This window comes from Streptomyces sp. NPDC051105 (genome assembly GCF_040682795.1).
Classification (GTDB): Bacteria; Actinomycetota; Actinomycetes; order Streptomycetales; family Streptomycetaceae; genus Streptomyces.
In genome coordinates, this window is the sequence record NZ_JBFBBR010000007.1 from 306,580 (window position 1) to 326,348 (window position 19,769).

Consider the following 19,769-nt stretch of genomic DNA (forward strand, 5'->3'; position numbering starts at 1 on the left):
GGTCGGTTCAGGTGTTCCAGACCTGGAACTCGGAGATCTGACCGGCCGGCCAGCCGTTGTTCGCCGTGATGTTCACCCGGACGTAGCGCTGGGTGGTCGCGGTGAACGTGATGGTGACCGTGTTGTTGGTGGTGGGGTCGAAGGTGTACGTGGCCGATGACTTGATGGTGGTGAAGGCGGAGCCGTCGGTGCTGCCCGACAGGGACAGCGTCTGGTTGCGGGCACCCCAGGTCGCCGGGAGCTGGAGGACGACGCGGCTCGCACTCTGCGCGGAACCGAGGTCGACCTGGACCCACTGGGGGAAGGCGTTGTTGGCGCTCTCCCAGTAGGAGCCCTGGTTGCCGTCCGTCACGTTCGAGGACGCGTAGACGTCGGTGTGGCTGGACTCGGTGGTGGCCGCGCCGGCCGCCAGGTTCCGGCTCACCGTGCCGGCCCCGGTACCGGTCAGCCCGACCGTGGTCGTGCCGTTGGACGCGTTGCTGGCGATGCTGAGATCACCGGTGCGGGTGCCGGACGCGGTGGGCCTGAACGTGACGCTGACCGTGCAGGAGGCGTTCGCCGCGATCGACGTCCCGCAGTTGTTGGTCTGCGCGAAGTCACCCGTGACGGTGATGCCGGAGACGGTCGCCGCGGCGGTTCCGGTATTGGTCACCGTGACCGTCTGCGCACTGCTGGTGGTGTTGAGCGCCTGGGTGGGATACGACAACGACGTCGGGCTGGTCGACAAGGTCGCCGGCGAGGAGCCGCCAGAGCTGGGGAACACCTGGAAGTCCGACAACTGAGCGGCGTTCCAGCCGGTGTTGGCGGTGATGTTCACCCGCACGTATCGCGCCGTGGCGGCGTTGAACGTGATGGTCACCGTGTTGTTGTTGGTGTTCGGGTCGAAGGTGTACCCGGCCGAGGCCTTGATCGTCGAGAAGCTGGAGCCGTCCGTGGATCCCTGCACCGACAGGGTCTGGGTACGAGCCGACCACGCCGTCGCCGGCGGGAGCTTGAGCACGACCTTGCCGACGCTGTAGTTCTGACCGAGGTCGACCTGGGCCCACTGCGGGAACGAGCCGTTCGTGCCCTCCCAGTACGTCGAGGCGTCCGGGTCGGTGAGGTTCGAGGCGACGTACGGACTGCTGCTCGAACTCGCCGTCGCCGGACGCCCGGCGGCGATGTTGGTGGTGCTGTCGATGCCGCTGCCGGTCAGGGAGACCACGGTCGGGCTGTTGTTGGCGTTGCTGGTGACGGTCAGGTTGCCCGTGCGCGATCCGCCCGTGGTGGGCTTGAAGCCGACGGTCACCGTGCAGGACGCACCGACCGCGAGGGTGGAGCAGTTGTTGGTCTGGCTGAAGTCACCGGTCGCCGAGACGGCCGAGACGGTCGCCGACGCGGTGCCCGAGTTCGTCACCTTCACCGTTTGCGCGGTGGCCGACGAGCCGACCACCGTACTCTCGAAGGACAGGCTCGCCGGGTCGGTGTTCAGCACCGGGCCCGGCGCGGTGCCGGTACCGGAGAGGCTGACCGTGCTGGTGGTCCCGCCCGCGTTGACGGTCAGAGTGCCGGTACGGCTGCCGGTCGCGGTCGGCGCGAACTTCACGCTGACGGTGCACGAGCCGTTCGCCGCGATCGACGAGCCGCACGTGTTGGTCTGGGAGTAGTCGCCGCCGGCGGAGATCGACGAGACGGCCGCGGCCGTGTTGGTCGGGTTGGAGACCGTCACGGTCTGTGCGGCGCTCGTCGAACCGGTCGCGACGGACCCGAAGTTGAGCGCGCCGGGGGTGGCCGTCACGCCCTCCGACGGGTAGGGCGGGTAGACCGGAGCCGGCCAGCCGCCGCAGTACGGCGTGCCGCTGATGCCGGAGTTGCCGCCGCCGTCGGTGACGACGAAGTTGCCGCCCGAGCAGTTGTACACCGGGGACGAGTAACCGACTCCGGTCGCCGTGACGTTGGTGAATTTGGCCGCGCCGCCGGTCTGTTCCTGCAAGGCGAAGGTTCCGGTGCCGGCGATGGTCACGTTGTTGAGGTTGACCCCGCTGATGGTGCCCTCGACCCACTGGACGGCTTCGTACGGGCTCTGCTGGATCAGCGCGTTGGTCACGTTGATGGGGCCGTTGATCGCGCCCTGGCTGCCGTCGAACCACAGTGCGCCGACGCCGAACTGCCAGTTCGGGTCGAGGCTGCCGTCCCGGATCAGGGTGTTGTCGGAGATCGTGGTGGTGCCGACCGGCGTCGACGTGAAGCGTTGCCCCACATGGATGCCGCCGCCCTGGGTGATGCCGGAGTCCACCACCCGGTTGCCGCTCACGGTGTTGTCGTGGCCGCCGTAGATCGCGATGCCGTTGGCGAGGATCTGCAGGGACACGGTGTTGTTGGAGATCGTGTCGTTGGCGTCGGCTCCGATGGCGGAGTCCGCCCAGGTGGCGATCCCGTCGTCGCCGGTGTTGCGGATGTCGCTGTTGGTCACCTTGGAGTTGGTGACGCCGCCGTGGAAGTTGATGCCGTCGGCGGTGGTGTCCCGGATGCGCAGGCCGGTGAAGGTCAGCCCGTCCATCGGCCCGTCCATCCAGGCGCCGACCTTCATGTGGTCGATCCACAGGTTGGAGACGGTCGAGTCGCTCATCGCGCCGCCGATGCCGTTGACCTGGGCGCTGTCGTTGCGCTCCTGCACGTTGCCGAAGATGGCGAAGTTCTGGAGACGCACGCCGGTGCTGGCCGAGGGCGCGGAGTTGCCGTAGAAGCCGGGTGCCGTGCCGGTGACGGTGGAGTACCACATGCCGGCGCCGGCGATGGTGACGTTGTTGACGCTGATGTGGCCGGGGATGTTGTAGGTGCCCGGCGGGATCCACACGGTGCCGCCGGGTCCCGCCGAGCTGATCGCGGCGTTGAACGCGCTGGTCGCGTCGGCCACACCGGTCGAGTCCGCGCCCTTGCTGGTCACCGACACCGACCCCGAGGGTGCGGTCAGGGCGGCGCCGACCTGCTCGAAGTCGGCGAAGTCGATCGTGTACGAGGAGGCGGTGTCGCCCGCGTCGACCTGGAGCTTGAAGGTCGTGCCCGCTGGATACGTGGTGGCGAACAGGCGGTGGGCCTCGTCGTAGAAGTGGTGCGGGTTGCTGCCCGGCGAGTTGGTGAAGGGATAGCTGCCGTAGTACCAGCTGTAGGCGTTGGTCAGGGTGAAGTCGGGCTGCTTGACGCCGTCGATGTACAGGGACAGCGCGGCGGTGTAGACCGAGCCGTTCGAGGTGTCGGGGATGCTGTAGCGGAAGTTGATCGAGTTGGTGGCCACCGGCGTGGTGAACGTGACGTACTTGCCGGTGCCCTGGAGCGTCGTCGCCTTGCGGTACGACGCCTCGTCGGCCAACTGGCCCTGGGTGTAACTCGGGCCGATGGGTGAGCCGTTGGTGGCGGAGTTCTCCGCCTGCACCTCGACGTACGGCAGGCTCGCACCGCTGCCGCCGGTGGCGGCGGTCGCCGCCCAGGCCGGTGGGACAGCCAGAGCGACGACGCCGACGGCAGCCACCATCGCGGTGCTCACCGCCCAGACGAGGACTCGTCTCAGATCTCGGATGGAATGGAACACTTGCCACTCCTTTGATCATGAAATACCGGAACTGTGCCGCTGACACCGCCGGAGAGAGGGAGGGGACCCAAAGGGAGAGGGGGGGAGACACGGGGCGGTAACGACGCGAGGGGGACCGTAATATCCTCGACATGGGTGCGCAAGAACTAGACAGAGCATTGCAACAATAAAAATTCCAGCTGCAAGATCTAATGCGTCGCTCTGAGGCCGCATCCGGTGCCGGCCGCTCACATGGCGGTGCCGCCGGACGGGGGTCCGGCGGCACCGTGGAGCGGGTGGGTCAGGAGTTCCAGATCTGGAACTCGGACACCTGGCCCGCGGGCCAGCCGCTGTTGGCGGTGATGGTGACGCGGTAGTAGCGCTGGGTGGCGGCGGGGAAGGTGAGCGTGACGGTGTTCTTGGCGCTCGGGTCGAAGGTGTGGGCGGCCGAGGACTTCAGGGTGGTGAAGGTGGTGCCGTCCGTGCTGCCGCTGAGAGTGAGGGTCTGGCTGCGGGCGCCCCAGGTGGCGGGCAGTTGCAGGACCACGCGGGAGGCGCTCCGGGCCGAGCCCAGGTCGACCTGGACCCACTGCGGAAACGTGTTGTTGGCGCTTTCCCAGTAGGAGCCCTGGTTGCCGTCCGTCACGTTCGAGGACGCGTAGACGTCGGTGTGGCTGGACTCGCTGGTGGGCCTGCCGGCGGCGAGGTCGGTCCCGGGGGTGACGGTGCCGGCGGTGAAGCCGAGGTGGTTGATGTTCCAGCCACCGGTGTCCTGGTGGAGTGTCAGAGTCTGCCGGCCTGCGGGCAGGGTCACCTGGGTGGTCGCGGTACCCCAGGTCTGCCAGTCGCCGGTGGCGGGCAGGTCGACGGCTCCGGTGAGATCGGTGCCGGAGGCGTCCGACAGGTGCAGCGCGCCTGTCACCGCGGCCGGGGCCGCGACGCGCAGGCTGACGGTGTAGGTGCCGGCCGCGGCGACGTCCACGGTGTAGCGGAACCACTGTCCGGCGCCGGTCCAGCCCAGGTTGTAACCGCCGCCGGTGTCCGAGGTGTTGTCCAGGTCCACGCCGTCGGCGCGGTAGGAGTTGGCGTTGCCGTTGACCGACGTGACGTTGTACGCGACCCCCTGGCCGCCGGTGTCGTAGTTCTCCGCCTGCACCGTGCCGGGCACGGCGGCCGGGGTGCCGCCGTAGGGAGCCTCGGGAGCGGCCGGCGGCCAGTGGTTGTCGCTCAACGTCGCGACGTACCCGGTGGAGTTGTTGACGAAGGCCGAGGCGCCGGCGGTGAGCCCGGTGACCGTGTTGCCGGTGATCGTCGCGGAGCCGGTGGGCGCCGGGTAGAACGACGGCGCGATCGCGATGCCGTTGCGGCCGGGACTGTTGACCGTGTTGTCCTGCAGCAGGGTGTTGGTCGAGGTGGAGAAGCCGATCCCGTCGTAGAGGGAGTCGGTGACGGTGTTGCCGGTCACCGTGACCTTGTCGACGATCCCGGTGTTCTGACCGTCGCCGCCGTTGCCGATGTGCAGGGCGGGCTGGCCCTGGCTGTAGGCGTTGCCGCCGGAGCGGACCACGGTGTTGCCCGTCACGGTCGCGGACAGCAGGTCGCTGCCGTTGACACCGAAGCGCCCGGCGCCCAGACCGATGTAACGGGCCGTGTCGCTGATGTAGTTGTTCCTGACCTGGTGGCCGCTGCCGCCGTAGATCCCGACACCCTTGCCGCCCCACGGCGCGATCGAGGTGTTGTCGCTGACGGTGACATTGCTCATCGGGTTGTAGTAGGTCTTGGAACCGTCGCCGTTGGTGTTGTAGTTGACCGAGTTGATGGCGATCGCGTCGTCCCCGGTGCCGCGGACGAAGTTGTTCGTGACCGTGAGGTTGTTCCCGGTGTCCGCTCCCAGCGAGACGTTGTTGACGTTGATCCCGTCCGCCCAGATCGACGTCAGCCTGCTGTTCTGCACCTTGCCGCCGGTGCCGGAGGCCCAGAAGCCCGACATGGTGTGCTGGGTCCAGATGCCGTCGGCCAGCCAGCCGGTGCCGGTGGTGTCCATCGCGCCGCCGTCCCCGCCGATGGTGCTCCGGCTGACCGCGTTGGCGTCGATGTGGAAGTCACGCACAGTGCAGGAGGTCAGGTCGAACAGGGCCGCCAGCGGTGTGCTGTTGGGGACCGGGACGTCACGGTAGATCGTGCTGTACCAGAGCCCCGCGCCCGCGATGGTGATCCCCCGCGCGCTCAGTCCCGCGGTGCCCTTCACGTAGAAGGTGCCCTGGGGGATCCACAGGGTCCTGCCCTGCTGCTGGGCCTGGTCGATGCAGTTCTGGATGGCGGCCCGGCTGTCCACCGACTGGCCGTCGGCCGCGCCGTTGGTCGGGTTGTTGTCCGCCACCGCGCCGCAGCTCGTGATCGAGATCGAGTTCGCCGGCTGCGTCAGCGGCACCGGCGGGTTCTCCACGTCGACGGAGTCCACGTCGTAGAAGGACGCGCTGTTGTCGGAGTCCTTCCGGAGCGAGAACGTGGCGCCCGCCGGGATCGGGGACCCGGTGACGAAGGTGTGCGACTCGTCCCAGAAGACCCTCGGGTCGCCGTCGGCCGGGTTCTGGTTGTCGCTCGTGTTGTAGTTGCCGTTGCCCTCGTACACCCAGCTCTGCTTCGAGTTGAGGTTCAGCGCCTGCCGGAACACCCCGTTGACGTACAGGTCCAGCGTTCCGGTGACGCCGCCGCCGGACACCGAATCCGGGATGCTCGCGCGGACGTTGAGGAAGGAGATCGGCCGCCCGGTGGTGTTCGTCCACTGCACCGACTGACCGGTGCCACCCAGGTGGACGTAGGAATGGCCCGAGGCCTCCAGGGCGGCGCTCGCGTACTGCGTCGTCGGCGCCGAGGTCAGCGACCGGACGGCCGCACCGCCGCCCGGCGTTCCGGCCTCGGCCTCGTAGACCGAGAACGGCGTCGTCGCACCCACCGCCGCGGCCCGCGCCTGCCGGGGAGCGGGGGCCGTAGTCCCCTGCCGGGGAGCGGGGGCCGTCGGCCCGGCCCGGAGCGCCTTGGAGGGCGGGGCCTCCTGGGCGGCGGAGGCCGGTAAGGCGGACACGCACAGGGCGCCGACCGCGGCGACGACGGTCACCGCCAGTCGCCGGGGTCTGGAGATCGTCAGCATCTGATGCTCCTGCAGAGAAGAGGGGAAGTCGGCGCCCCGACCGTACAGAGCACGCATCCGCCCCGCTAGATTCTGATGAAGTAAGGAATGAATCTCCCAACTTGCCGCAAGATTCTTGCCTGTCGACGCAAATCTCGGATGGTGCGAACGGTCAGGATCGCGGAGTGGGCGTGTCAGGTCGCCGTGCCGAGCGCGTTCCGCCCGGTGGTGCGTCCCTGGCCGACCTTCCGGCGGAGGTCCGGCGTGCCGTACGGTGCGGAGGCGGGACCGCTCCGGCCGAGCCGGGCGGGGCGGGAGGGGAAGTATGAGCGAACAGTCCAGCGGTCACAGCGCTGTTGCGGATGTCGGGCCACCGGCCGGCGTGATGGTGGTGGTCGAGGACCTGCGCCGCACCTACGGCAGCGGTGCCACCGCCGTCCACGCGCTGCGCGGCGTCTCCTTCAGCGTGGCGCGCGGCGAACTCGTCGCCCTCAGAGGCCGTTCCGGCTCCGGCAAGACCACGGTGCTCAACCTGGTCGGTGGCCTCGACACGCCGGACGCCGGCCGGATCATCCTGGACGGCACCGACCTGGCCGGCCTCGGCGAGGACGACCTGCTGGCACTGCGCCGCGACCGCATCGGCTTCGTCTTCCAGTCCTTCGGCCTCATCCCGATTCTGACCGCCGCCGAGAACGTCGGGGTCCCGTTGCGCCTGCGGAAGGTCCCGGCCCGCGACCGCGAAGCCCGCGTCGACCTTCTCCTCTCCCTTGTCGGCCTCTCCGACCACGCCGACCAGCGTCCGGGCGAGCTGTCCGGCGGCCAGCAGCAGCGGGTCGCGATCGCCCGCGCGCTCGCCAACAACCCGGCGCTGATCATCGCCGACGAACCCACCGGCCAGCTCGACGCCGACACCGGTCTCACGGTGATGGACCTGCTGCGCGCCGTCGTCCGCAGCGAATCCGTCACCGCCCTCGTCGCCACCCACGACACGCAACTCCTGGCACTGGCCGACCGCGTGCTCGAACTCCGCGACGGCCGCATCGTCGAGGACGGCTGACGCCACCGCCCGCTGCCCGGCGGTGAGAGCCGACGCCGGGCGTTCGGGACGGCAAGCGCGCCCCCGGCCCGCCCCGGCCTGGCCTGGTCTGGTCTGGTCTGGTCTGGCCTGGCCTGGTCTGGTCTGGTCATGGTCTGGCCCTGGCCGTGGACCTGACCACCCGCGACTCGTCCTGGGCTCGGCGGGCGGCGACGGCTACGTCCCCGTGTGGAACGCCCTGGACGGCGAGTCCCCGGCACGGACTTCCGCACTACCCTGGCCGCTGTCCGACAGTGTCATCCGCAGACTTCACCTCCTCGGGGGACCGCGTGGCAGTTCACCAACAGCCGGCCGGGATACCGGACTTGGACGAGCTGCGTCGGCGGGCCGCCGCGGCCGCCGCCCCGCAGCGCGAGGAGGGGCTGGTCGTCTGCGAGAACCTGGTGCGGATCTACCAGACCGAGGGCGTCGAAGTGCAGGCCCTCCAGGGCCTCGACCTGGCCGTGGCCCAGGGGGAGATGATCGCGGTGATCGGGGCCTCCGGCTCCGGCAAGTCCACCCTGCTGGGCATCCTCTCCGGCCAGGACGTGCCCACCGCGGGTGCCGCCGAGGTCGCCGGACACGACCTGCTGGCGATGAAGCGCCGCGAGCGGCTGGCGTACCGGCGTACCACCGTGGGCTTCGTCTGGCAGCAGACCTCCCGTAACCTGCTGCCCTACCTCTCGGCGGCCGAGAACGTGATGCTTCCGATGACGTACACCGGGGTCAAGCGCTCCCGGCGCCGGGCCCGGGCCGAGGAACTGCTCGACCTGCTGTCCGTCGGCCACTGCCGGGACCGTATGCCCGACACGCTCTCCGGCGGCGAGCAGCAGCGGGTCGCCGTAGCCGTCGCCAACGCCAACGAGCCCCGGGTGCTGTTCGCCGACGAACCCACCGGCGAACTCGACACCGCCACCAGCGACGAGGTCTTCGCCGCGCTGCGCCGGGCCAACGAGGACCTGGGCGTCACCGTGATCGTGGTCACCCATGACGCGCTGGTGTCCGAGCAGGTCCAGCGCACCGTACGGATCCGCAACGGCCGCACCTCGACCGAGGTGCTGCGCCGGGTCGCCCCCGGCGCGGACGGCGTCGATGTGCTCACCGCCGAGGAGTACGCGGTACTGGACGCCAGCGGTCGGCTGCAGCTGCCGGGCGAGTTCACCGAGCGCCTGCACATGCGCAGGCGAGTGCGGCTGGCCCTGGAGAGCGACCACATCGGCGTATGGCCCGACGAGGCCGCCCGGCGGGCGAAGTCCGACGCGGAGAACGCGAAGAACCCGAAGAACGCGAAGAACGCGAAGAACGCGAAGAACCCGGAGAACCCGGAGAGCCCGGAGAACGCGGCGGACGCGGCGGACGGCGGCCCGAACGCCGCGAGCGCGCAGTAGGTGGTTCCCGCAGCAGCCGCCGCGAGCGCGGCCGTTCACATGAGGCGCAGTACGGCCCCCAGCCGGCGCCGGCGGGCGAGGACGGTCTCGGTGGCCGCGGCGGCCAGGATCAGCGCGGTCACGCCGACGACGAGGGCGACGGTCAGCGAGTAGTCGGTCCGCAGCGCCGGTTGGGCGGGGCCGCCGGTGAACTGCCGCAGGTCCAGTGCCGGTGCCATGAGCCGCGGTTCGAGCAGCCCGAGCAGCGTGCCGCCCACCGCCGAGGCCACCGCCAGCGGCAGTAGTTGCAGGAAGTGCAGCGCCCCCGCCTCCTTGCCGCTGAGTCCGAGCGTGCGCAGGAACGAGGTGGTGCGGCCTCGCTCGTGGGAGGTGAGGGTCAGTTCCAGGGCGAGCGCGAGCAGACCGCAGAGCGCGGCCAGGATCGAGGTGGTGGTGTAGATCGTGCCGAGTCCCCGCGTCAGGCCGTCCGCGCGCAGGGTGCTCAGTACCTCGGAGCGGACGCGGATCCGGGCCAGCGGCCCGAGCGCCTTGGCCGCCGCCGACCGCAGTGCGGCGGGCTCTGCGGTGGCGGGCCCTCGGGAAGCACCATCCTCGAGGAGCAGGACGGTGCTTCCCGAGGACTGCTGGGGCATCAGATGCTCGGCGGTGGCGCTGGTGATCAGCAGGGGCGTTCCGGCGGCGATCTGCGCCGTGACCGGTCCGAGGAGCGGGTCGCGCAGTTCCGCGGCGGTGAGGGTGCCGACCGGCTCGAGGTTCAGGTCCACCGGGGACTCTCCCTGGGTCACCACCGTGGCGGTGAAGCCCCCGGTGCGCTCGCTCGCCCGCAGGTCGGGCGAGAGGAAGACCGGCAGTGGGGCGCTCGCGCCGGCCCGGGTCCCCGACGGCGTGGCCAGCCCGGACAGCAGGGCGCCGGCCAGCGGCGACTTCGGGGCGATGGCGGCCAGTTGCCGGGGATCCAGGGTGATCACGGCGACCCGGGAGATCACCGCGCCGTCGGCCTGTCCCACCAGGTCGAGGGTGTGCAGATGCTGGAGGGCCGTCCGTATCCCGGTGTCCGCCCGGGGTGCGGAGGCTACGGTTCCGGCCACGGTCGCGCTCGCGTCTGCGCCGGTGGTCCAGGCCGCCCCCGTGTTCAGGCCGTCGCCGATCGTACGTTGCACGAGGCCGCCGAACACGGCCGTGCCCAGGGTCAGGACCAGGACGAACAGGGCCAGCCCGGTCGCCGGGGCGTCGTGGGCGGCCCGGCCCGCCCCGATGAAGCCCACCGTTCCCCGGCCGCGCCGGGCCTGCCGCAGCACCAGGCGCAGTACGAGCGGGTAGATCCGCAGCAGGATCAGGACGACGGCCAGCGCCACCAGCACCGGCACCGCGCCCAGAATCCCGTCGGGGCCCTGCGCGCGCAGCGCGACCACGCCCGCCGCTGCCGCGAACAGCACCGTCGACTCCAGGACCACGCGCCGGCCGATGGCGGTCCTCCGGCGCGAGCGCCGCAGCCGGCCGGGTCTGCGCGGCTCGCGGACCGCGAGCCAGGTCATCGACGGCACCGTCAGCGCCACCACCGCTGCGACCAGGGCGGCGGGCACCGGGTGCGGTGATCCGGACGTGCCGGTGGGGGCGAGGGCCCGTCCGGCCGTCCAGCCGAGCAGGGCGGCGAGCAGCACCACCGGCCAGGCCACGGCGCAGCGCAGCAGCACCAGCCGCGCGGTGGACGCGCCCCGCGCGCGCTGCAACCGCAGGTGCGCCTGTCTCCGGCGCAGCAGCAGACGTACCGCGACGGTTACGGTGGCCAGCGCGACCGCGGCCAGCGCGTCGACGGCGAACGTCGCGAGCGCCCTGGCCTGTTGGTCCTGAGCGCTGAACGCGGCGAGCAGCGGCGTCAGGAAGTCGGTCACCAGCAGGGGCCCGGTGGCCTGGCCGCCGACCTGGCAGCTGATGTCGCCGGTGATCGGGTCGAGCCCCTGGCACAGGGTGGCGCTCAGGTCCGCGCTGTAATGGGACAGTGGCCCGGTCAGTGCGCGGGCCCGGTCGAGCGCCGCCCCGGACAGGTCGGCGCGCACCTGCCAGGTCACCCGCGGGCCGCCCACACCGGCGCCGGCCAGCAGGTCGGCGGCGTCGAGGCCGACGAGGCCGCGGACGGCGAGCACCGTACCGGCGGAGCGCTCCGCCGGGTAGCGCGACGGCTGGTCCAGCGTCTCCCGGCCGGTCCAGAAGTCGTCGGCCGCGGCCGTGGTGCGGTAGACGCCGCTCACCAGCAGCCCCGCGTGGGGCGGTGTGCTCTGCGGTCCGAGCGTCTTGGCGAACTCGAGGGTCAGCCGGCTGCCGGTTCGGACGCCCAGCGCCTCCGCGGTGGCCTGCGACAACCCGATCTGGGGCGCGGTGCCGAGCGGTGTGTGGTCGGCGGGCGGCCGACCGCTGACGTAGTGCAGATGGGCCCGCGCGGACGGCAGGTAACTGACCGTCAGCCGGGTGCTGGTGTTCGTCGGTCCCGGCGGCCGCGGCGCGATCAGGGACGCCTGGTTGTAGTCGTAGCTGCCGCCGCCGGCGAAGGTCAGATGCCGCGCGGCGGAGCCGCCGAGGTGGTCGGTGAGGGTGCGGCCGGCGCCGAGCAGGGTGGCCATGTGCACCGCGGGCGGCTGGGTGTTGAAGACCTCCGGTGTCGTACTCAGGCTGATCAGGGGCGCCTGAACCTGCGCGGCGTCGACGCGCTGCCGCAGCGCCCGGTCCTCCTGACGGCCCGCGAAGACGGGCGCCCAGGCGCACAGGGCCGTCAGCACCAGGACCAGCACCGCCAGGCAGGCCAGCAGCGGCAGATCGCCGCGGGTCTCCTTGCGTATCAAGCGCTGGGTCACCGCCGCGCCCGTGCCCCTGGGTGGGGGCACCGCCGCGCCCGTGCCCACCGGCCGCGGCGCTGTCCGCTCTTTCCGGTCGTGTCCGGCCGCCCGGCTCAACGGTCTTCCCCCGCTCGCAGTACCCGTACCAGGTCCACCCGGGCCAGCAGCCGGGCCAGTGCCAGCACGACCGCGCTGATGGCCAGTGCGGTCGCCACCGCGGTCAGCGCCACGGTGCCCCAGGGGATGACCTGCGGCAGCGGCGGATAGGGGGCCTGTCCGCTGTCGTCCACGGTGACCAGTGGCAGCACCGCCGATGCCAGGCCCATGCCCATCAGCGCCCCGGGCACCACCGCGAACAGCGCCAGACTCAGCTGCTCGGCGCCCAGCAGCCCGGACAGGTTCTGGGAACGGACGCCGATCGCCCGCAGCAGGGCGAACTCCTTGCGGCGCTGGCGGGTGGAGACCACCGCGTGCACGGTGAAGGCGATGACCGCGAAACCGGGGGCCAGATAGCGGACCAGTTCCAGCACCCGGCGCAGTCCGCTGCGGAACGGGTCGGCCTGCAGGGCCGCGGCGGTGCGCACCGTGGTGGTGACGCGGCCCAGCGCGGGCTGCGCCTCGGCGGCGGCGGCCGTGCGCGCGCTGTCGGTGCTGCCGATCCACCAGAACGCGGGATCCTCCTGGTCGGCGCCGGCCAGCGTTGTCGCGGTGGCGAGTCGGCGCTGGTCGGCGATGAGATGTCCCTGTCCGCGGCCCAGTCCGGGCAGCGAGTCGACCCGGCCCACGATCGTGGCGGTGACCCGGGCGCTGCCCAGATCCAGTGTGGTGGTGCTGCCCACGCTCAGGCGCGCGTCGCGCAGCGCCGTCGCGTCGGCGCGTACCGGCAGCGGCGCCGGATCGCCGACCGAGTGGGCCAGGAGCCGCACCTGGCTGCCTGGCCGGGTGTCGTAGTCGGTGTCGGCCAGGCCGCCGAAGGCGTCGCTGATGGCCCGGGAGGGCCGGCTGCCGGTGCTGATGATGGTCCGGAGCGCCGCGGAGCCGCCGGGAGCGATCGAGCACACCCCGGGGGTGCCGGGATCGTAGCTGCCGGCCGGCTTTCCTTCGCACGCCCCCGCGGTGGAGTCGGCGGCGTGGTCCGTGCCGTCGGCCCAGACCTGCCCGCCGGGCAGGCGGGGAACCCAGGTGTCCGCAGTGCCGCGCGCGCCCACGCGGAGCAGTTCGAGGTCCAGCCGCGCGGGACGCATGTTCGGCTGCGGCAGGACGCCGACGGCGGTCACCGTCAGCGGATACGTCCGCGGGTGGCCGCCGCTCAGCGCCACGTCGAGCGGGATGACGACGGTGTGCCTGGCTCCGTCCGCGGCGGGCAGGTGGGTCGTCACGGTGCTGACGAGTCCGGACGCGTCCTGCACGGCCAGTTCCAGGCTCGGTGCCGCGCGGCTGCCGTCGCTGCGCAGCCGCTCGTCCAGCAGCAGCGCGGTCGGACGCCCGGGGAGCGGTATCCCGAAGACGGCCGGTGACGGGGTGCGGGGAGCGGGCCCGCCGATCGTGCCGACCAGGGTTTCGGTGGCGCCGCCGGGCAGGTTCGCCGTCGACTGCGTCACCGGGGTCACGGCGGTCACCGCCGGCAGGGCTCGATAGGCGGCGCCCAGTACGGCGGAGGGGTAGCCGTCGTCCGGGGACGCGGAGATCCGCACATCCGCGCCGACCGTGAACGCGGCCTGCTCGGACGCCAGGCCTCCCAGGCAGGCCAGCGCGGTGGTGGCGAAGGAACTCACCGACACGGCCAGGCACATCAGCACCACCGGTCCCGCGTTGCGCGCGGCCCGCCGGCCCAGCTGCCAGCCGGCCAGCGCGAGCACCAGGCCCCGGCTACGACGGCCGAACGCGTCCAGCAGCAGGGAGGTCAGCGGCAGCAGCCGTAGCAGCAGGAGCGCGGCGGCGCCGGCCACCAGGGTCGGCACCAGGACCAGCACGGGGTCCGCGGACGCGCCGCCGGTGCCGGAGTCGGCGATCAGCGAATGGTGCCGCCGTAGCTCCAGATATCCCAGGGCCGCGATGGCCAGCAACGCCAGGTCGGCGCCCAGCCGCTGCGCGGCGGCGGCCCGTGCGCCGCGGGCCGGCCGCGACCGAGCCGACGGCAGCACGGGCAGCAGCACCGCCGCGGCGTGCACCAGCAGGGTCAGACCCACCGCCGCCCATGCGCCGGTGCCCCGGCTGCCGGGGTGCAGCAGCCCGGCCAGGAAGGGCGCGACGACGGCGGCCGGGACGCCGGTGAGCGCCCACTCGGCTACCGCGCCGCGCAGCAACCTCAGGGTGCCGGCGCCTCTGGCCTGCTGGAGGGCCAGCTCACCGCGCCGACGCACGGTCAACTGGCGAGCGGCCAGCAGCAAGGTGGCCAGGGCGAGGACCGCGAGCAGCACGCTCGGCAGGTACAGCGAGGAGCGGGCCGCCACCATCGGCACCGTCAGGTCCTCGATCGCGCCCGGCAGACCGGAGACCACGGTCAGATCGTCCAGCGACGGCTGCCGCCCGCCGAAGACCGACACACGGCTCTGGCTGCCGGAGAAGGCACGCAGCCGGTCGTGCAGCCCGGCGAGGCTGCCCGCGTCGAGACGGGAGAAGTCGGGCTGCACACTCCAGTGGACCGTCAGATGCCCGTTCAGGACGGCGCTGCCGTTGAGATCCGACGCCGAGACCACCAGCAGGTCCTGGTCGGCGGTCTCCCCCTGGGTCAGGACGCCGGCCATCGCGGGCCAGAACCCGACGGCACCGCTCGCCCGGAAGACGCCGGTGATCCGCAGGGTCATGACGCGGTCGAAGGCGTCCCGCACCTGGAGGCCGGAACCGGCCGTGACGCCCAGGCGTCTGGCCAGCGCGTCGGGCACCGCAGCGTCGACCGGGGCGGTGGACCCGGTGGCGGACCGGACATCGGGCAGCGAGGTGAACGCGCCGGCCGGGGCGCCGGTCGTGCCGGCCGGCCATCGGCCTGCGACCAACTGCCCGAAACTCCCGCCGTCCTGCACCGCGACCGGGTGCAGCCCGCTGCCCCCGGGACCGCGCGGCGGCCCCGCGATCCCGTCGATCCCCGTCACCGAGACAGGCGACGTGCCCAGCAGCCCCACATAGGTCCGGTGCGGCACCCCGGCGAACACCCGGTCGCCGGCGGCCCGCACGTCTCGGTCGGCGGCGGCCATTCCCCCGGCGCGGAAGGACGCGTTGACGGCCACCTGAGCGTCGAGGTCGGCGGCCAGCCGCCGCACGGCCCCGGCCTGCACCGAACTCCCGGCCAGCGCCGCGAGCGCGGCCAGCGCCGTCGCGCACAGCAGCACGGTCACCGCGACAGCGGTCAGTACCAGTCCGTGCTGGGTGGCCCGCCTGGCCACGGCGGGAAGCCGTCGGGCCGGGCGCGGAGCACCCGGGCGTCGCCGCGGCGAAGTCGTGAAGGCCGTGGCGACCACATGAACCCCCGCGAGATCGAACATGTGACGGTGACGGCGCGCCACAGTCCTACCAGGCATCCCCCAACGGTGCAAGAATCACTGATCTGTTGCGGCATGGGCACCGGAGCGGCCGAAGCCGCCACCGCGCTCCCGCGAGATCCACCGACCCCTGCACGCGGGCTGAACGCAGGCGGGGAGCGGTTCGAGCGCGTGATCGAAGGCCGTTGCCTGAGTCCCTTCCACGGCGGGAACAGCCCGCCCGGCCGACGGTGTTGCACCGGCGGGGAGACCGGCGCCGCGTGAGCGGGGGGACACAGAGACAGAAAGATCGTCCGTTCCGGCGTGATCCGGTGCCCTCGGGTCCGCGGTTCACCCTTTCATCTGCTATTGAGGGGCTCCGGCCAGGTGCGCCGCGGACCCGGACCAGGCCGCTTCACACAGGAGGACTGTTACATGAACGACCGACCCTTGACGCTCATGGCGGTACACGCTCACCCCGACGACGAGGCCACGGGAACGGGAGGCGTCCTCGCGCGGTACGCGGCGGAAGGCATGCGCACGGTGCTCGTGACGTGTACCGACGGCGGTTGCGGTGACGGACCGGGGGGTGTCAAGCCGGGCGACCCCGGACACGATCCGGCCGCCGTCGCCTTGATCCGGCGGCAGGAACTCGAGGCAAGCTGCGAGGTCCTGAAGATCAGCCATCTGGAGACGCTGGACTACGCCGACTCCGGAATGATGGGCTGGCCGACCAACGACGCCCCCGGATCCTTCTGGCACACACCCGTGGCGGAGGGTGCCGCCAAACTCGCGGAACTCCTGCGGCGCTACCAGCCCGATGTGGTCGTCACCTACGACGAGAACGGCTTCTACGGCCACCCCGACCACATCCAGGCCAACCGCATCACGATGGCGGCGCTGGCGATGACCACGCCGACTCCGAAGGTGTACTGGACGACGGCGCCCCGCTCGATGATGCAGCGGTTCGGGGAGGCCATGCGCGAGTTCGGTGAGGACGTACCGGAGCCGGATCCCGCCCAGGCCGCCGAGCTGGCGAAGATCGGGCTGCCCGACGAGGAGATCACCACCTGGGTGGACACCACCGCGTTCGGCGGCCAGAAGTTCGACGCGCTGGCCGCGCACGCCAGCCAGGGCGAGAACATCTTCTTCCTCAGGATGGGCCGGGAGAGGTTCACCGAGTTGATGGGCGTCGAGACCTTCGTACGGGTCCAGGACACCACCGGCGCGGCCGTGCCCGAGAACGACCTCTTCGCCGGCCTGCGCTGATCCGCCCGCCCACCGGGGGCCCGGGGAGGCTCGTGGTCGAGGAGGGAACACGTACCGGCTGCGGAAGCCGGCCACGGACGGCGCGCGCCCGAACGCGTGCGACGCGGACCACCCGTGCGCCCTCCTTGAAAGGGCCCGGCGAGCGAGATGCCGCGCCAGGGGAACTGCACCGACGTCGAAGGCCGAGGTCAGCGGCGTAGGAGTGGCGGCAGCGCAAGGCGTCCTGACGGCGATCGCACCCCTCCGCACTCCGGTGGCCGGCCCCGCCCGCGAGGCCCCGGGGGGTATCAGGATCCGCGACTGAGGAAGACCGGTGGTTCTGCGGCGCTGCGACCGGGGAGTTCCGGTGAGGTGGCGGCCGTGATGGGCATGCTTGTGCTTTTTGTTCCGCGGACGTCGAACAGTTCATGGCTTCGGCCAGGACGGGCCCCTGCCGAGGGTTCGGCAGGGGCCCACGGTGCGGAGAGCCGCGGGGGCCGGGACCTGTCCTTGATGAGGGGCATGCCGGCCGACATCAGCTACCGTCTGCCGCCGGTCCGACGGCCCGGCCTCACTTCAGATGCCGGGTGAAGAACTGGGCCGCGGCGTCCCCCGCGAACTGCGGGACGCCGGTGTGGCCGCCGAGATGGGCGTGCAGGGACTTCTCGTGGGAGCCGAAGGCGTCGAACAGGTCCAGCGCCGCCTGCCGGTCGTTGCCTTCGTCGTCCCACTGCAGCAGGACGTGCAGGGGAATGGTGACCTGCCGGGCCTCCTCGACCAGGGCGCGGGGCACGAAACTCCCGGCGAACAGAACGGCGGCCGAGATACGGGGTTCGACCACCGCCAGCCGGATGCCGATGGAGATCACTCCCCCCGAGTACCCGACCGGTCCGCCGATCTCGGGCAGCGAAAGGACTGCGTCCAGGGCGGCCTGCCATTCCGGGACCGCCTTGTCCACCAGCGGGAGGACGAGGGCGTCGACGATCTCGTCGCTGACCGGCTCGCCGGCCTCCATCGCCCGGCGCAGGTCGGCGCGGGCCTGCTCGACGGCGGGCCAACGGGGCCGGTCGCCGCTTCCGGGGAGTTCGATGGTGGCCGTGGCGATGCCCTCCGCCGCGGAGTGCCGGGCCCGGGCCGCCAGTCGGGGGTACATCCTGCGCAGCCCGAGGGGAGGGTGGCCGAGCAGGATCAGCGGTACCGGTGCGGATGCGGATGCGGGTGTCCACAGGATGCCGGGGATCTCATCGAGGGTGAATTCGCGTTCGAGGACGCCGTCGTCGAGGCGCTTCTCGGAAGTGAAATGCATGGTCGTGCCTTTCGGGAGTGCACTGGAACGGCGCTCCCGGACGACCTGCCTATCGCCCGACCGTGACCCCGGAGGGGAGCACCCATGTCGATTCTGCGTTCACGGGTACCACCTCCTCGTTCTCTTGCACGGCCCCGGAAACGTAGCAGTGCTCGCCCTCGTCCGCCAAAGGGTTTTCCCGGAGTCGCCGAGCCGGATGCGGAGAGACCACGCGGCATCGTCGGCTGCATCCTGTTGGCGCGTGGCTCGGCCCCGTTCCGGAACGGCCGCGACGGCTGAAAGCGCCGGAAGCGCCTCCGATCCGGCCACCGAGCCGGAAGCCGGCCGGTACAGACGCCGGGCAGCCGGGGGAACGGTTCGAGCCGGTACAGACGCCGGGCAGCCTGCTGGTGCTGATGATCGCGGAAGTCGTGGCCCTGCGCTATTACCGGGCCCTGCGCGATGGCACCGACGACGCGCTCACCGCGGAGGTGACGTGACTTGGCGCCCTCCACCGCTCTCGCCGCCTGGCAGACCGTGGTGTCACTCCTCCGCCCGTCGCAGGGCTCGACGCACCTCACCGAGCAGGAGGCCGATCGTGTGGCGGTCGGGGTCGTGGGGGCCCAGGGCGAGGTAGGCCTCGGCGAGGACGCGCGCCGACTCGCGGAGGTCGGCCGCGCGCGGGCGGGGGTCGTCGGTCCAGCGGCGGTACAGCGCGGAGCCCAGGTTCGCCAGGTAGGCGCCCCGGCGAGGGTGCGGCTGGGCGGCGCCACGCCGGAGGTGCTCGATCGCCTCGTCGAGCAGCGGACCGTCACGCGGACCGCACTCGTACTGCCGCACAAGGGCGCAGCCGAGGTTGTTGCGGTGCGTGGCGAGGAAGGGGTGCCCGCCGGGGATGGTGGCGACCGCCCGGCGCAGCAGTGACACGGCCTCGGTCAGTTCGGCGGGGTTTCCGGTGTGTTCGTTCAGGACCCGGACGGTGGCCCCGAGCGTGCCCAGGACGAGGGGCCGGTCGGCGGCGTCGGCGGGGTACGCGGCCAGAGCCCGGCGGCCGGTGTCGACGGCCCAGTGGATGTCGGCGGGCAGGCCGAAGTGCTCGAAGCGGGTGCGCAGGGCGAGGGAGACGTTGATCAGCGCGGTGCCGCGGCCGGTGTCCAGCGGCGGCCGGCCCTCGGCGCCGCGCAGTCCCGTCTCGACGGCCTCGTCGAGGTCGGCCCGGTTTCCCCGGTGCTGGTAACGGGAGTACAAGGCGCCGCTGAGGCCGACCAGGGCGTCCGAGCGCTGCGGGTCTCCCGGCGGCAGGTGCCCGGCGAGTCCGCGGAGCCAGGCGATCCCGCGGTCCTCGAGGCCGGCGTCTCCATGGGCGCGGCCCTGTCCGCAGAGCAGGACGGCGTACGACCGCCACAAGTCGGCCAGGTCACCGGCGAGTTCACTGACGCTGCCGCGCAGCCGTGGGGGCACCGATCCCGGCCGCACCCGGTGCACGAGCGCGAAGAGCACCGCCGACGCCTGCGCCGCGTCCACGGCCAGCGGCGCCTCGGGGCCGCGGCCGGCGTACTCCTGGGACCGGTAGGCGTGGAAGCGGGCGAGCAGGTGGAAGGCGTCCAGCACCGGTTCGTCCAGACGCACTCCGGCAAGCCCTTCCGCGCTCAGCGTGCGGTACGGCACGGGCGGTGCCGTCGCCGACAGCAGGGCCGTCGCGTGACCGGACGCCTCGGGGCCGATCAGGGCCTCGGTGTCGCCGTCGACGTAACGGTCCATCAGCCGACGCAGCCGCGCGCTTCCGTCCGGCTCGGCCATGGGCTTC

9 protein-coding genes and 1 pseudogene are annotated in these 19,769 nt (G+C 72.0%); 4 read left to right on the top strand and 6 right to left on the bottom strand.

Annotated features, from left to right (window positions below; all coding sequences use genetic code 11):
* Positions 1-7: 7 nt before the first annotated feature.
* Together AB0N16_RS19960 and AB0N16_RS19965 are read right to left on the bottom strand one after the other, a co-directional pair.
* Positions 8-3,568 carry a choice-of-anchor D domain-containing protein gene (locus AB0N16_RS19960; protein WP_365798372.1) on the bottom strand — a complete coding sequence of 1,187 codons (3,561 nt, stop codon included), beginning with the start codon at positions 3,566-3,568 and terminating at the stop codon, positions 8-10.
* 280 nt (positions 3,569-3,848) lie between these two features.
* Positions 3,849-6,698, bottom strand: coding sequence for a carbohydrate-binding protein (locus AB0N16_RS19965; protein WP_365798374.1), 2,850 nt, complete (start codon positions 6,696-6,698; stop codon positions 3,849-3,851).
* A gap of 304 nt (positions 6,699-7,002) precedes the next feature.
* On the opposite strand from AB0N16_RS19965, the gene AB0N16_RS19970 reads away from it, so the two are divergent.
* Both AB0N16_RS19970 and AB0N16_RS19975 read left to right on the top strand, forming a co-directional pair.
* Complete coding sequence (locus AB0N16_RS19970) at positions 7,003-7,734, top strand: ABC transporter ATP-binding protein (RefSeq protein ID WP_365798376.1); 732 nt, start codon at positions 7,003-7,005, stop codon at positions 7,732-7,734.
* A 344-nt stretch (positions 7,735-8,078) separates the two neighbouring features.
* On the top strand, positions 8,079-9,140 hold the full coding sequence (locus AB0N16_RS19975) for an ABC transporter ATP-binding protein (RefSeq protein WP_365798378.1): 1,062 nt from the start codon (positions 8,079-8,081) through the stop codon (positions 9,138-9,140).
* A 35-nt stretch (positions 9,141-9,175) separates the two neighbouring features.
* On the opposite strand, the gene AB0N16_RS19980 is transcribed toward AB0N16_RS19975, so the two are convergent.
* The gene (locus tag AB0N16_RS19980; RefSeq protein WP_365798380.1) at positions 9,176-11,989 is read right to left on the bottom strand and encodes a hypothetical protein; all 2,814 of its coding nucleotides are present in this window, start codon (positions 11,987-11,989) and stop codon (positions 9,176-9,178) included.
* A 95-nt stretch (positions 11,990-12,084) separates the two neighbouring features.
* Positions 12,085-15,354, bottom strand: a complete 3,270-nt coding sequence (locus tag AB0N16_RS19985; protein WP_365798382.1) for an ABC transporter permease — start codon at positions 15,352-15,354, stop codon at positions 12,085-12,087.
* A gap of 510 nt (positions 15,355-15,864) precedes the next feature.
* Here AB0N16_RS19985 and AB0N16_RS19990 point away from each other — a divergent pair.
* Positions 15,865-16,698 carry a PIG-L family deacetylase gene (locus AB0N16_RS19990; protein WP_365798383.1) on the top strand — a complete coding sequence of 278 codons (834 nt, stop codon included), beginning with the start codon at positions 15,865-15,867 and terminating at the stop codon, positions 16,696-16,698.
* 550 nt (positions 16,699-17,248) lie between these two features.
* Here AB0N16_RS19990 and AB0N16_RS19995 read toward each other — a convergent pair.
* Entirely contained in the window at positions 17,249-17,983 is a 735-nt protein-coding gene (locus tag AB0N16_RS19995; RefSeq protein WP_365798385.1) for an alpha/beta hydrolase, read from the bottom strand.
* A 383-nt stretch (positions 17,984-18,366) separates the two neighbouring features.
* On the opposite strand from AB0N16_RS19995, the pseudogene AB0N16_RS20000 reads away from it, so the two are divergent.
* A pseudogene (locus AB0N16_RS20000) lies at positions 18,367-18,456 on the top strand (ferritin-like domain-containing protein); the annotation flags it as partial.
* 49 nt (positions 18,457-18,505) lie between these two features.
* Here the strand turns inward: AB0N16_RS20000 and AB0N16_RS20005 are convergent.
* On the bottom strand, positions 18,506-19,762 hold the full coding sequence (locus AB0N16_RS20005) for a hypothetical protein (protein ID WP_365798387.1): 1,257 nt from the start codon (positions 19,760-19,762) through the stop codon (positions 18,506-18,508).
* Positions 19,763-19,769: the final 7 nt, after the last annotated feature.